The organism is Streptomyces sp. NPDC001508, assembly GCF_040298665.1.
GTDB lineage: Bacteria > Actinomycetota > Actinomycetes > Streptomycetales > Streptomycetaceae > Streptomyces.
Window position 1 is genome coordinate 1 of record NZ_JBEPAP010000055.1, and the last position, 14,107, is coordinate 14,107.

Genomic DNA, 14,107 nt, shown 5'->3' on the forward strand with positions numbered 1-14,107 from the left:
GGGGTAGCAAAAATAGGCCGCTTGAGCTGGTAAAACGCCGGTCTGCTTCTGGAGCCTGATGCATCACCACTGGATGTTCCAGGCGGAGAACGGCTGATCGGGCCGTCGCCCTGCGTTCCGGTGGTGCGCAGGGCGGTACGGTGGGGCCGCCGAATGGGGAGGGTTGGGGACATGGACGTGTTCCTTGTCGGTGCAGCCGCGGTGGGCTTTGGCCTGTTGGGTGCCTGCGGGTGTGTGGCGTTGGCCACCGGGTGGCTGCTGCCGTGGCTGCGCAGCCGCGTAGTGCGGCCGGAGCTGTGGGGCTATGGGGCGGTGTCGCTGGCCGCGAGCCTGGCGACCGGTATGTCCTTCAAAGTGGCGGGGCATTCGATGATCGTGCTGAACACGCTCTTCGTCGTCACCGTCGCGTTGGCTGTCCTGGGCGGCCTGCTGCAAAGGCGCTCACTGCGTCGCCCCGAGGGCGGCTGAACGGCCCGTGCCCGCTCAGCGGGCGGCGGGCAAGGTTGCCGCAGGGCGACGCCTTCGAAGCCGCGAGGCGCGTCGCCTTCACGGCGCGGATCCGCCCGCACCGCTTCGCGCAGGCCGAGGAGCGGACGCGGTCGTCCTGGATGCGGCTCGGGCCCGGCCGGGGGACACTCACACGAAGGACGGCGCATCTCCGGCGCCGACCGGAAGGAAACCCGGATCCCGCTCCCGGAAAGGCGTTCTGGTGCAGATCCAAAGGGCGTTCGGTGCGGCCCGGTGCTGCATCGGTGAGCCGTCGATGCGCCTCCACGGCGGGTGAGGCGGCGTTCTAGCGTCCGGCTGGAGGTGAACGGCCATGGTGCGGCGGGCAGTGCGGTGGGGGATGAGTCTGGGGCTCGGGGCGGCATGGACGTGGGCCGTCGTGCGGATCGTGCTGGGCGCGGATGTGGGGGCGCTGGAGGGCGCCGTCGCGGCCGGCGGCTGGGGGCTGAGCCTGCTGCCGGTGCACTGCATGCCGAAGGCGTGCGCCGCGGGCGCCGTCGGACCGGAGCGGTGGGTGGCCGCCTGGCGGGCCGGTGATGTCACCAGGGCATCGCGACTCCCCCGTTCGGACGCAGGATCTGGCCCGTCGTGAACGAGGACGCGTCGGACGCCAGGTACAGCACGGCGTGCGCGACCTCCTCTGCCTCGCCGACCCGGCCCAGGGGCGACATGCGGTTCATCAGGGTCTCCGCGCGGGCCTGCGCCGCGTGGTCGTGGCGGGCGGTCATCGGTGTGCGGATCCAGCCGGGGGCGACCGCGTTGACCCGGATGCCGTGCCGGCCGACCTCGGTCGCCAGCGTCTTCGTGAGCTGCACCACGGCCGCCTTCGCCGCGCCGTAGCAGAGCAGCCCCGGGCCGCCGGTGTCGACGGCGCCCGAGGCCATGGTGACGATGCTGCCCCCCGTTCCACGGTCGAGCATCAGCAGCGCCGCCTCCTGGCAGGCATGGAGCACGCCCTTGAAGTTGACGTTCAGCACCCGGTCGAGGTCCTCGTCGGTGGTCTCCAGGACCGGGCTGCTGTGCATGATCCCGGCGACCGCCGCCGGCACGTCCAGGCGCTCGCAGGACCGTACGGCCTCCCGCAGCGCGGCCCGGTCGGTGACGTCAAGCCGATGGGTGCGGGCGGTGCCGCCCCGGGCCTCAATGTGGGCCGCCGTCTCGCGCAGGCCGGCGGCGTCCCGGTCGGCGCAGTGCACGGTCGCGCCCGCCTCGGCCAGCAGCACGGCACAGGCCCGGCCGATGCCGCTCGCGGCGCCGGTGACGAATGCGGTGCGTCCGCTGAGGTCGTACGCGTCGACGGTCATGAAGTGACCGTACGAGCATTTCTGACGGGTCGTCAATTGTTGTCGCGGGGGCGGATTCCGCGGGCCTGCGGGGAACCCGGTGCCGGTGCCGGGCCCTGCTGGCAGCGCGGGCACCAGTACGTGGGCCGCTCCCGTGAGCCGTCGCCCTGGTCGGCCACCCGGACCTGGGTGTGGCAGCGCAGGCAGGGGCGGGGCGCCCGGCCGTAGACGAACAGGTCCTGGCCGCGTCGGCCCGTGGTGGTGCGGACCGGCCGGTCGCGGTTGGTCTCCAGGAGTCTCTTGGCGAGGGCGGGCAGCTTCGCGGCGCGGTCGTCGGGCAGGGCGCCCACCGGCAGCCACGGGGTGACGCCGAGCAGGAAGCAGAGCTCGCTCTTGTACACATTGCCGATGCCCGCCAGGTTGCGCTGGTCGAGCAGGGCCTCGCCGAGGGGCCGGGCGGGGTCCGCGAGCAGGTTGGCGAGGGCGGCCTGCGGATCCCAGTCGGGACCGAGCAGGTCGGGACCGAGATGGCCCACGGCGCGGGATTCCTCCGTGGTGCGCAGCAGCTCCAGGACCGGGAGGCGGTAGCCCACCGCGGTGTGCTCCCCGGTGCCCAGGATGACGCGGATCTGGTGCGCCGGGCCGCCGCTCCAGCGCTCGCCGTCGCCGTACACCCGCCAGGCGCCGTCCATGCGCAGGTGTGTGTGCAGCGTGAGACCGCCCTCGATACGGGTGAGCAGGTGTTTGCCACGCGGCGTGACGTCCAGCACCGTGCGCCCGGTGAGATCGACCGTGGCGTACCTGGGCACCCGCAGATCGCTGCGGGTCAGCACCCGGCCCGCGAGCGTGCCGTGCAGCCGCCTCGCGGCCTGCCAGACCGTGTCACCTTCGGGCATGCGTCCAGGGTGGCACGACGGGCAGTCGTGGCACGACGGGCGCGTGGTCGTCGGCGGCAGCTGCCGGTGCCGCGGTCGTGTTCGTGGCGGTGGGGTGCGCTGCCGCGGACACGACGGCGGGGGAGCGGCGTCCGCGTCGGGGGGCCTGGGCGCGACCGCCGCGATCCGGTTCGCGTCGGGTTCTGGGCCGGGTTCCGCGTCGGGTTCTGGGTCGGGTTCCGGGCGTCCCCACCCGGTCGGGCACGATCCGGCTCGGGGCACCGGCGACGGTCCCGGTGACGGCCCGGGCGCGGGGGTGCGACGGGGCGCGGCAGCGGTGCCTCGGGCGGTGTGGGCGGGGCCGGGCGTGCCGTCGGCTCGGCGGGAGCCGGCTTGGTGGGTACGACGGTCCGCTCCCGTTCCGTGTGCCGCCGGACCTCGGCGGCGCCCGGGCGGGGCGCATCCGCCTGCGCCGTGGTGGTGCTGGGCTGTGTGCAGATCACGCGGTGAGCCAGCTGTTGATCACGGTCTGAGGCGCAGTCCGCGCGGGGTCGCCACGAAACCGGCTCCTTCCAGGAGAGTGCCGACGGGGGAGGTGAGCGCCGCGGCGCCGTTCACGCGCTCCACCGTGACCGTGCCCAGGGCGCCCGCGCGGGCGGCGGTGGCCAGGGCGTCCGCGGCGGCCCGGAGACGGGGGTCGTCGGCGGGCTCGGTGTCTGCGGTGGCGGGCCAGGCCAGCAGGGTCTTGCCGCCCCGCTCCATGTAGAGCGTCAGCTCGCCGTCCACCAGCACCACCAGGGAACCCGCCTTGCGGCCCGGCTTGTGCCCGGCCCCGGTCGGCGGCTCGGGCCAGGGCAGGGCCGAGCCGTAGGCGTTCGCCGGGTCGGCCGCGGCGAGGACGACCGCCCGGGTGTCGGCGGCGGAGGTACGGGTACGGCGGTCGCCGTATCCGGCGCCGTACGGCAGGACAGGGCCGCCTCGGGGGCCGCCGTGCCCGGGGGAGGCGATGGCCCTGAGGTCCCTGGGGGAGACGTAGTCGCCCGGTGCGGTGCGGTTGCCGGGTGGCAAGGAGAGGTCTTCCTCCGGGTACGCCCAGTCGGTCCCCTCGGTCGTGTCCGTCCCGTCGGGTCCTTCCGCTGCCTCCGGCCCGCCGAACGCGCCGGAGGCCTGGTCGAACCCGGTGGCCGAGGCGTCGTCGGGCGGGCTGGAGCCCTGGAAGCCCTCGTGCGTGAAGTCGGGGATGTCGTCCCCTGCGGGGCCCGGGGTGTCGTTCCCCGTGAAGCCGTGAGGGCTGCCGTTCGCGGCGCCGGGGGCGGGCAGGCCGTCGCCCCGCTCGCGGGCGTTGGCGACCGCTCGCAGCCGGTCGACCGCCCCGTCCATCGCGAACTGCGCGGCGCCGAGCCCTTCGACGACATAGCCGCGCCGGGCTTGGCCGCTCTCCTCGAAGGCCGACAGAATCCGGTAGACCGCCGAGAAGCCGCCCTCCACGCCCTCGGCGGCGACCGCTCCCCGGGTGACCACACCGTGCCGGTCGAGCAGGGTGCGGGCCAGGGCATGGGCGCGCACGGTGCCGTCCGGCTCGCGCTCCGGGAGCAGGGACCAGCGGCCCGCGACGGTCGGCGGGCCGGCGCGGGAGACGGGGCGGGCGGCGGCCGTCAGCGAGCCGTAGCGACCGCGCGGGACGGTGCGCCTGGCCCGGTGGGCCGTGGAGCCCGCCGTGCGGCCCGAACCGAGCAGCGAGCGCATCGGGGCGAGTGTGTCGTTCGTCAGCCGCCCGGACCAGGCCAGTTCCCAGAGGGCGTCGGCCAGTTGGGGATCGGTGACGTCCGGGTGGGTGGTGGCGCGGACCTGGTCGGCGATCTGCCGGAAGAACAGGCCGTAGCCGCCGGAGAGGGCGTCCAGCACCGACTGGTGCAGCGCGGTCGGCTCCAGGGGGTGCGGCGGCGGCAGGAGCAGCGGTGCCGCGTCCGCCAGGTACAGCGACACCCAGCCGTCCTTGCCGGGCAGCGCCCCCGCTCCCGCCCAGACGATCTCACCGGCCGAGGTGAGTTCGTCGAGCATCGAGGCACTGTAGTTCGTCACCCGCGACGGCAGGACCAGCTTCTCCAGGGCGGACGCCGGGACGGACGCACCCTGCAACTGTTCGACGGCGCGCACCAGTCCGTCGGTGCCGCGCAGGCCGTGCCGCTTGCCGATGTGCTGCCACTGCGGCAGGAACTGCGCCAGCGCGGGCGGCGGCACCGGCTCCAACTCGTGCCGCAGCGCGGCCAGCGAACGGCGGCGCAGCCTGCGCAGGACCGCCGCGTCGCACCACTCCTGGCCGATCCCCGCGGGGTGGAACTCGCCCTGGACGACCCGGCCGCCCGCCGCGAGCCGCTGGAGGGCCCCCTCCGTGACCGCCACGCCCAGGCCGAAGCGGGCCGCCGCGGTGGCCGAGGTGAACGGGCCGTGGGTGCGGGCGTACCGGGCGAGGAGGTCGCCGAGCGGGTCCTTGACCGGCTCGGTGAACGCCTCGGGCACCCCCACCGGCAGTGCGGTGCCGAGCGCGTCGCGCAGGCGGCCCGCGTCCTCGACGGCCGCCCAGTGGTCCGCTCCGGCGATCCGGACCCGGATGGCGCGGCGGGCGGCGGCCAGCTCCCCGGCCCACCGCGGGTCGGCGCCCCGCTCGGTCAGTTCGGCCTCGGTCAGCGGTCCGAGCAGCCGCAGCAGGTCGGCCACGCCCTCGACGTCCTTGACCCGGCGGTCCTCCGTGAGCCACTGGAGCTCGCGCTCCAGCTCGGTCAGCACCTCCGCGTCGAGCAGTTCACGCAGCTCCGCCTGGCCCAGCAGCTCGGCCAGCAGCCGCGAGTCCAGGGACAGGGCGGCGGCGCGCCGCTCGGCCAGCGGGGAGTCGCCCTCGTACAGGAACTGGGCGACGTAGCCGAACAGCAGGGACCGCGCGAACGGCGACGGCTCGGGGGTCGTCACCTCCACCAGGCGCACCCTGCGGGACTCGATGTCCCCCATCAGCTCGGCGAGCCCGGGGACGTCGAAGACGTCCTGGAGACACTCGCGGACCGCCTCCAGGACGATCGGGAACGAGCCGAACTCGCTTGCCACCTGGAGCAGTTGCGCGGCCCGCTGGCGCTGCTGCCACAGCGGGGTGCGGCGGCCGGGGTTGCGGCGCGGCAGCAGCAGCGCGCGGGCGGCGCACTCGCGGAAGCGGGAGGCGAACAGCGCCGAGCCGCCGACCTGGTCGGTGACGACCTGGTCGACCTCGCCCTTGTCGAACGCGACGTCCGCCGCGCCGACCGGCGCCTGCTCGGCGTCGTAGGCCGTGGACGCCTTCATGGGCTCCTGGTCGAGCAGATCCAGGCCCATCAGGTCGGCGTCGGGCAGGCGCAGCACGATGCCGTCGTCGGCGTGCATGACCTGCGCGTCCATGCCGTACCGCTCGGACAGGCGGGCGCCGAGCGCCAGTGCCCACGGGGCGTGCACCTGCGCACCGAACGGGGAGTGGACGACGACACGCCAGTCGCCCAGTTCGTCGCGGAAGCGCTCCACCACGATCGTCCGGTCGTCGGGGACATGACCGCACGCCTCGCGCTGCTCGTCCAGATAGGACAGGACGTTGTCCGCGGCCCAGGCGTCGAGGCCCGCGGCGAGCAGCCGCAACCGGGCGTCGTCCTTCGGGAGCGAGCCGACCTCGCGCAGGAACGCGCCCACGGCGCGGCCCAGTTCCAGCGGGCGGCCCAACTGGTCGCCCTTCCAGAAGGGCAGCCTGCCCGGCACGCCGGGCGCCGGGGAGACCAGAACGCGGTCGCGCGTGATGTCCTCGATGCGCCAGGAACTCGTGCCCAGCGTGAAGACGTCTCCCACGCGCGACTCGTAGACCATCTCCTCGTCGAGTTCGCCGACCCGGCCGCCGCCCTTCTTCGGGTCCGCGCCGGCGAGGAAGACGCCGAAGAGCCCCCGGTCGGGGATCGTGCCCCCGGAGGTGACGGCGAGCCGTTGCGCGCCGGGGCGGCCGGTGACCGTGCCGGCGACCCGGTCCCACACCACGCGCGGCCGCAGCTCGGCGAAGGCGTCGGACGGATAGCGGCCCGCGAGCATGTCAAGGACGGCCGTGAACGCCGACTCCGGGAGCGAGGCGAACGGCGCGGCACGGCGCACGGTGGCCAGCAGGTCATCGACCTGCCAGGTGTCCAGCGCCGTCATGGCGACCAGCTGCTGGGCCAGGACGTCCAGCGGGTTGGCGGGGACCTTCAGCGACTCGATGGCGCCGGAGCGCATCCGCTCGGTGACGACGGCGGCCTGCACGAGGTCGCCGCGGTACTTCGGGAAGACCACGCCGGTGGAGACGGCGCCCACCTGGTGACCGGCACGGCCGACACGCTGCAGGCCGGAGGCGACGGAGGGCGGGGACTCCACCTGCACGACGAGGTCGACCGCGCCCATGTCGATGCCCAGCTCCAGGCTGGAGGTGGCCACCACGGCGGGCAGCCGGCCCGCCTTCAGGTCCTCCTCGACCAGGGCACGCTGCTCCTTGGAGACCGAGCCGTGATGGGCGCGGGCGATGACCGGCGGCGCGCCCTGGGCCGCGCCCGACCCGCCCATCAGCTGGGCGGGGGAGTGGTGCTCCTCCAAGGGCTCGCCGGTCGCCCGCTCGTAGGCGATCTCGTTGAGCCGGTTGCACAGGCGCTCGGCGAGGCGCCGGGAGTTCGCGAACACGATCGTCGACCGGTGGGCCTGCACCAGGTCGGTGATCCGCTCCTCCACATGCGGCCAGATCGACGGCCGCTCCGCGCCCTCGTTGCCGTCGGCGGCCGGGGAACCGACCAGCTCGCCCAGGTCCTCCACCGGGACGACGACGGAGAGGTCGAACTCCTTGCCGGACTCGGGCTGGACGATCTCCACCTTGCGGCGCGGTGAGAGATACCGGGCCACCTCGTCGACCGGGCGGACGGTCGCCGACAGCCCGATGCGGCGGGCCGGCCTGGGCAGCAATTCGTCCAGCCGCTCCAGGGTGAGCGCGAGATGCGCGCCGCGCTTGGTACCCGCGACCGCGTGCACCTCGTCCAGGATCACCGTCTCGACGCCGGTCAGCGCGTCGCGGGCGGCCGAGGTCAGCATCAGGAACAGGGATTCGGGGGTGGTGATCAGGATGTCCGGCGGGCGTGTGGACAGGGCACGGCGCTCGGCAGCCGGGGTGTCGCCGGAACGGATGCCGACCTTGACCTCGGGCTCGGGCAGGCCCAGGCGCAGGGACTCGTGCCGGATGCCGGTGAGCGGGCTGCGCAGGTTGCGCTCGACGTCGACCGCGAGGGCCTTGAGCGGTGAGACGTACAGCACACGGCAGCGCTTCTTCGGGTCGGCGGGCGGTGGGGTCGAGGCCAGCTGGTCCAGGGCGGCGAGGAAGGCGGCCAGCGTCTTGCCGGAGCCGGTCGGGGCCACCACCAGCACGTCGCAGCCCTCCCCGATGGCCTGCCACGCGCCCGCCTGGGCCGCGGTGGGCGCGGAGAAGGCCCCCGTGAACCAGCCGCGGGTCGCGGGGGAGAAGCCGTCGAGGGCTCGATGTGCGGAGCTGACCATGCGTCCATCCTGCACCCGAGCACTGACAAACGGCCTGACCTGGGCAAACGCCGCCGGTGCCGGTGCCGGTGCCGGTGCCGGTGCCGGTACGCCGGGCGGCGGGCGTCGGGCGCCGACGGCGGCCGTGGCCGGACCGGCAAGGGCCGGGACCGTACTGACGGGGGCTGCTGATGGCATCGGCGGGGGCCGGGACCGTATAGACGGGGCCGCTGATGGCATCGGCGGGGACTCGGACCGCACTGTCGGGGGCCGTTGACGGCACCGGCGGGGGCCGGGACCGCATCAGCCGGCCGCGACCGGACCGACGGCGGCGTGGCCGCGGCGGCGGTGTGACGGACAATGACCGGATGGCGGGGTCGGGCGAGCTGGCGCGGCACTGGCAGTACGAGGAACTGCCCGGTGTCGACCTGCTGCGCGCCCGCTACATCCGCAAGACCTTCGTCCGGCACACCCACGAGCACTTCGTGATCGCGGCCATCGTCGACGGCGTCGAGGTCTTCCACCACGGCGGGTCGGACGTGGCCGCCGGCGCCGGAGCACTGGCGCTGGTCAACCCGGACACCGCACACACCGGCCGGGCGGGCGGCCCCGAGGGCTGGCGGTACGGAGCCGTCTACCCCTCGCCCGACGTGGTGGCCGCGATAGCCGCCGAGACCACCGGGATCCGGGGCACCCCCGGCTTCGTCAGCCCCGTCCTCGACGACCCGTACGCGGTCGGCCTCGTCCACCAGGTGCTGCGCGCCGCCGACGAGGGCAACGCGCTCGCCGCCGACACCCTGCTGCGGGTGGCGGTGACCCGGCTGCTGCGGCTGAACGGCGGGCCGGTGCCCCGGCACGAGGTGCGGACGGCCGGAACCCGGATCGCGGCACGTGCGCGTGCCGTGCTGGAGGAACGGATGACCGAGCCGCCCACGCTGGAACGGCTCGCCGCCGACCTCGGAACCAGCCCCTTCGCCCTGCTGCGGGCGTTCCGCGACGCCTACGGCATGCCGCCGCACGCCTGGCTGACCGACGCCCGGGTGCGTCGGGCCCGGCGTCTGCTGGACGCGGGCACGACACCGGCCCAGGCGGCCGTCACCGTCGGGTTCACCGACCAGCCGCACCTCAACCGCCACTTCGCCCGGATCGTCGGCGTGCCTCCCGGGGCGTACCAGCGTGAGCGCAAGAACGTACAAGACCCGCGGCGGCGGCTGCCCGTACCGTCCGAGGTGTGGCAGAACAGACAGCTCTCGCAGACATACGCGCCGAAGACCCAGGGAAAGCCGACTCCGCCGTCGTCCGGGACGCACTCGGAGTCGGAGTCGCCGTAGGACTGTCCGGCTTCGCCTTCGGGGCGACCTCGGCCGGCGGCGGACTGAGCGTGTCGCAGACCTGTGTGCTCAGCCTCCTGGTGTTCACCGGCGCCTCCCAGTTCGCGCTCGTGGGCGCGCTCGCGGCCGGCGGCGGCCCGGTCACGGCCGCGGCGGGTGCCTTCTTCCTGGGGGTGCGCAACGCGTTCTACGGGCTGCGCCTGTCCCAGTTGCTGGCTCTTGGCCGCGCGGTGCGGCCGTTCGCGGCCCAGTGGGTGATCGACGAGACCACCGCGGTGTCGCTGGCGCAGCCGACCCGGCGCGCTGCCCGCCTCGGCTTCCTGGTCACCGGGATCAGCCTGTACGTGCTGTGGAACCTCACCACGCTGCTCGGCGCCCTGGGCGCCGAGGCCATCGGGGACACCGACGCGTGGGGCCTCGACGCGGCCGGACCCGCGGTCTTCCTCGCGCTGCTCGCGCCCATGCTGAAGTCCGTGACCGAGCGAGCCGTGGCGGGCCTCGCGGTGGTCCTGGGGCTCGGTCTGCTGCCCGTCCTGCCCGCCGGGGTGCCGGTGCTGATGGCCGCGCTCGCGGCGCCGCTCGCCCTGTTCGTGGAGGGCCGCCGCGGCGGCCGGACCCGCGGCGGCGCCGCTCGCCCTCAGCCCGCACCAGATCGGACGACACCGGACCCGACGACAGAGGAAGCGCGTTGAACACCTGGATCGCCATCGGGGCCACCGCCCTCGGCTGCTACGCGGTCAAGCTCGCCGGCCTGCTGGTGCCCGCGGGCGCCCTGGAGCGGCCGCTCGTCAAGCGGCTCGCCGCCCTGCTGCCCGTCGCCCTCCTCGCCGCCCTCACAGCGCAGCAGACGTTCGCAGACGGCCACGCGCTCGTGCTGGACGCCCGGGCGGCGGGGCTCGCGGCGGCCGCGGTGGCGCTGATACTGCGCGCTCCGTTCCTGCTCGTCGTCGCGGCGGCGGTGCTGGTGACGGCAGGAGTGCGCGCCATGGGCGGCTGACGCCGGACCCGAACCGACCGGCGCCAGCTCGGTCGCGCCCGCACCCGCGCGTGGGACTCGCGCGAACTGCCAGGCGTGCAAGGCCTGAGCACAGACCGCACGCGCCCGCGCGTGGGGCTCGCGCGCGTCACCCCACGTGCCGGCCGTGTGCTCTCAGCGTGCGCAGGGCCTCGATCGTGACCATGGGGCGGGTCTCCAGAGTGATGCCCGGGGCCCACCGGACGTGGCGGGCCGGCCAGCCGCCGTCCTCCTGCTGTCGCGCGGCGAGGAAGTCCAGCGAGCGCGTCATCTCGTCGTCGGTGAACCACGCGCGCGCGAGTGAGTCCGGAGTCCGGGCGAAGTCGTGCGGGAGGTGGCGTCCCGCCGGATCGTGGCCGGGCGCGAGGGGCTGGTGAGGCGGGACGGGCTGGTCCGCCGAACGGTCCGCATCCAGCGTCGCGAGCCGCTGCTCGCGCACCAGGCGGCCCAGCCGGTCGGCGAGCGCCGCCGCGCGCGGGCGGTCGGGCACGGCGTCCAGGAAGGCCACCGCCGCCGTGATCTCACGGGGGTGGGGCCTCTCCAGCGCCTCCACGGTCCGCCAGCAGAAGTCCGTGGCCCGGAACAGCCAGGCGTGCCACACCTCGTTGCGGTGCAGCAGGCCGACCACCGGAGCGGTGGCCAGGAGGTCGCTCGGCAGGTTGTCCACGACCGGCACGGACGGGGCAGTCGGGTAGCCGCGCTGGCCGGGACCGACCGGAGGCAGGGCGCCGTCGGCCGTGGACACCGACGTCAGATAGCGGCACACGCGTTCCACCCGCTGTCCGCCGCAGCGTCCGATGGCATCCAGGACACCCAGCGCGTGACCGGTGTGCGGTGGCTGGCTGACCGGGCCGCGCAGATCGGGCTCCAGGGCGTGGCCGTACCCGCCGTCCTCGTTGCGATAGGCGTCCAGTGCCGTCTCCACCGGATCGGCGCCGCCGTTCAGGAAGTGGTACGCGAACAGGCGCTGCTCCAGCACGCGCGCGGTGAGCCAGACGAAGTGCTCGGCGCGGAAGAGCGGGGAGTGCGCCGTGGGCGTAGGGGGGAGTGGGGAAGCTCCGGTTTCGGCCATGCGACAGACCGTAGGGCGGAAAGCGGTCTCCGCACGTGGCCCCGGGCAGGGCCCACCCTCAGGGGCGGGATACTGGAGTCATGCGGTTGACGGTCTTCTGGCAGCGGATGGCGGACCAATTCGGTCCGGGATACGCCGATACGTTCGCGCGCGATCACGTGATGGCGGAGCTGGGCGGACGCACGGTGCGCCAGGCGCTGGACGCCGGCTGGGACGCCAAGGACGTGTGGCGCGTGGTCTGCACCGTCATGGACGTGCCGGGGGAACGGCGCTGATCGGTCACGAAGACCGGAGGAGGGCAGCGGGTTGTCGGTGCCGTGGGCGAGACTTGCACCGTGGCCTCCACTGACGAGACCGGGCAGATCACCCGGCACGCATCCCCGCCCGGCGCGACGCCGCCCGCCCGGCCTCCGGCCGACCGCGCCGCGCCGGGCGCCCGCATGCCGCGCTGGCTGCCGCGCGCCATGGTGCTCGCGCTCGCCCTCATCGCCTCGTTCCAGCTGGGCAGCTGGGCCTTCCACCAGCTGACCGGTCTGCTGATCAACATCCTTATCGCGTTCTTCCTGGCCCTCGCCATCGAGCCGGCGGTGAGCTGGATGGCCGGGCACGGCATGCGCCGCGGGCTCGCCACCTTCCTGGTCTTCCTCGGCCTGGCGATCGTCACGGCGGGGTTCGTCACCCTGCTCGGCTCGATGCTCGCGGGCCAGATCGTCAAAATGGTCGAGGGGTTCCCCGACTACCTCGACTCGGTCATCAACTGGATCAACGAGACGTTCCACACCGAACTCAGACGGGTCGACGTCCAGGAGGGGCTGCTGCACTCCGACTGGCTGCGCAAGTACGCGCAGACCAGCGCCGCCGGGGTGCTCGACGTGTCCGCCCAGGTGCTCGGCGGCCTGTTCCAGCTGTTGACGATCGGGCTGTTCTCGTTCTACTTCGCCGCCGACGGGCCGCGGCTGCGTCGCGCCCTGTGCTCGGTGCTGCCGCCCGCACGCCAGACGGAGGTGCTGCGGGCCTGGGAGATCGCCGTGGACAAGACGGGCGGCTACCTGTACTCCCGCGGGCTCATGGCGCTCGTCTCCGGGATCGCGCACTACGTCCTGCTCCAGGCCCTCGGCGTGCCCTACGCGCCCGTCCTGGGCGTCTGGGTGGGGCTGGTCTCCCAGTTCATACCGACCATCGGCACGTACCTCGCGGGTGCGCTGCCCATGCTGATCGCGTTCACGGTCGATCCCTGGTACGCGGTGTGGGTGCTGGTCTTCGTCGTGATCTACCAGCAGTTCGAGAACTACGGGCTGCAGCCCAAGCTCACCTCGAAGACCGTCGACATCCACCCCGCGGTCGCCTTCGGGTCGGTCATCGCGGGCACCGCGCTGCTCGGCGCCGTCGGCGCGCTCATCGCGATCCCCGCGGTCGCCACGCTCCAGGCGTTCCTGGGCGCGTACGTGAAGCGGTACGACGTCACGGACGACCCCCGGGTGCAGGGCCACCGGGTGCGCGGCACGAACGGGCCCGGCCGTCTCACGCGCGCGTGGACGCGGCGACCGGGACCGGGCGAACCGGAGGCCCAGGAGGAGGGCTCCGCCTGAGGATCGGGCGTGGCGCCGTGATCAGTGTGCGTCGCTTCAGTATGTGAGGACCGCTCAGTACGTGAGGACCGCCCAGATCCCGGTCGCGGCGACCGCGGCCACGTAGCAGCCGATCGCGACGGCCACGGTGCGCCGCCGGGTCTGTTCGCTCCAGGACGTTCGGGACAGCAGCCAGGCCAGCGCCGGCAGCACCAGCACGGCGTGCAGGCTCACCCCGTGCAGCGGCTTGAGCGGGGCCGTCGAGTGGTAGGCGGCCTCCTGGTGGCCGGTGCGGGTGAGCAGCACCCCGCGCGCGATCATCGCGGCACCCGAGGCGAGCGCCACGAGCAGGACGGCGAATCCCGCACGGACCGCCGGTGCCATGCCCGGGGGCCCGGCCGGCCGGTGCCGGAAGGCGGCCACCGCGAACACGGTGAGCAGCACCACGAGGACGCCGCCGCCGATCGCCAGCGTCATGGACACCGCGGTGTCGAAGGGCGTCTCCATGTCGAGGTGCGAGGGCACCCGCCGCCAGGCCTGCAAGGTGATGCCGCCGACCTCCACCACGCAGTCGGCGGCGAACACGGTGAGCAGGACGGCGCGCAACCGTGTCTCGATGCGCAGATACGAGGTGACCCAGGTGATCGCGATCAGCGTCGCGCCGAAGGAGAGCCCGAACGTGACGGGTTTGCGCCAGGAGACGGGGCCGTACCAGGGGCCGCCGTCGACGGCGAACACGGCCAGGTGCAGGGCACCGGAGACGACGAGAAGCAGACCGATCGCGTGACAGAGACGCTCGACGGGGCGTGGATCATCCATGCGCCAAGGCTCCCGAGCGAGTGACCCGAGGTCGTCGTCCAGCCGAAGACACCCGTCGTACGCCCTGGGGAGCAGCGGTGCGACGGA

Annotated in this window: 11 protein-coding genes; 6 read left to right on the top strand and 5 right to left on the bottom strand. The window is 74.1% G+C overall.

All coding sequences use genetic code 11. The features are described 5' to 3' along the window. The first annotated feature begins 171 nt into the window (after positions 1-171). Positions 172-468, top strand: coding sequence for a hypothetical protein (locus ABT245_RS34560; protein WP_351741582.1), 297 nt, complete (start codon positions 172-174; stop codon positions 466-468). Between the two features lie 578 nt (positions 469-1,046). On the opposite strand, the gene ABT245_RS34565 is transcribed toward ABT245_RS34560, so the two are convergent. The 3 genes from ABT245_RS34565 to ABT245_RS34575 form a co-directional block, all read right to left on the bottom strand. Further along, positions 1,047-1,811, bottom strand: a complete 765-nt coding sequence (locus ABT245_RS34565) for an SDR family NAD(P)-dependent oxidoreductase (RefSeq protein WP_351741585.1) — start codon at positions 1,809-1,811, stop codon at positions 1,047-1,049. Between the two features lie 32 nt (positions 1,812-1,843). Further along, positions 1,844-2,686, bottom strand: coding sequence for an Fpg/Nei family DNA glycosylase (locus ABT245_RS34570; protein WP_351741587.1), 843 nt, complete (start codon positions 2,684-2,686; stop codon positions 1,844-1,846). Positions 2,687-3,187: 501 nt separating this feature from the next. Continuing rightward, positions 3,188-8,236, bottom strand: coding sequence for an ATP-dependent helicase (locus tag ABT245_RS34575; protein ID WP_351741590.1), 5,049 nt, complete (start codon positions 8,234-8,236; stop codon positions 3,188-3,190). A 347-nt stretch (positions 8,237-8,583) separates the two neighbouring features. Between ABT245_RS34575 and ABT245_RS34580 the strand changes: the two genes are divergently transcribed. Genes ABT245_RS34580 through ABT245_RS34590 form a run of 3 tightly spaced genes read left to right on the top strand, consistent with a single transcriptional unit; the run spans position 8,584 to position 10,543 of the window. Beyond that, a complete protein-coding gene (locus tag ABT245_RS34580; RefSeq protein WP_351741593.1) occupies positions 8,584-9,546 on the top strand; it encodes an AraC family transcriptional regulator in 963 nt (320 codons plus the stop codon). Then, a complete protein-coding gene (locus ABT245_RS34585) occupies positions 9,447-10,238 on the top strand; it encodes an AzlC family ABC transporter permease (protein WP_351741596.1) in 792 nt (263 codons plus the stop codon). The genes ABT245_RS34580 and ABT245_RS34585 overlap by 100 nt, the downstream gene beginning before the upstream one ends. Further along, a complete protein-coding gene (locus ABT245_RS34590; protein ID WP_351741599.1) occupies positions 10,235-10,543 on the top strand; it encodes an AzlD domain-containing protein in 309 nt (102 codons plus the stop codon). Before ABT245_RS34585 ends, ABT245_RS34590 begins: the two co-directional genes overlap by 4 nt. Positions 10,544-10,670: 127 nt before the next feature. Here the strand turns inward: ABT245_RS34590 and ABT245_RS34595 are convergent, their stop codons facing one another. Further along, positions 10,671-11,633: a prenyltransferase/squalene oxidase repeat-containing protein gene (locus tag ABT245_RS34595; RefSeq protein WP_351741601.1), complete on the bottom strand. Its 963-nt coding sequence runs from the start codon at positions 11,631-11,633 to the stop codon at positions 10,671-10,673. Between the two features lie 80 nt (positions 11,634-11,713). On the opposite strand from ABT245_RS34595, the gene ABT245_RS34600 reads away from it, so the two are divergent. Together ABT245_RS34600 and ABT245_RS34605 are read left to right on the top strand one after the other, a co-directional pair. Beyond that, the gene (locus tag ABT245_RS34600) at positions 11,714-11,908 is read left to right on the top strand and encodes a DUF3046 domain-containing protein (protein WP_351741603.1); all 195 of its coding nucleotides are present in this window, start codon (positions 11,714-11,716) and stop codon (positions 11,906-11,908) included. 60 nt (positions 11,909-11,968) lie between these two features. Continuing rightward, positions 11,969-13,222: an AI-2E family transporter gene (locus ABT245_RS34605; protein WP_351741605.1), complete on the top strand. Its 1,254-nt coding sequence runs from the start codon at positions 11,969-11,971 to the stop codon at positions 13,220-13,222. A gap of 54 nt (positions 13,223-13,276) precedes the next feature. On the opposite strand, the gene ABT245_RS34610 is transcribed toward ABT245_RS34605, so the two are convergent. After that, positions 13,277-14,020: a hypothetical protein gene (locus tag ABT245_RS34610; protein ID WP_351741608.1), complete on the bottom strand. Its 744-nt coding sequence runs from the start codon at positions 14,018-14,020 to the stop codon at positions 13,277-13,279. Between the last annotated feature and the right edge of the window lie 87 nt (positions 14,021-14,107).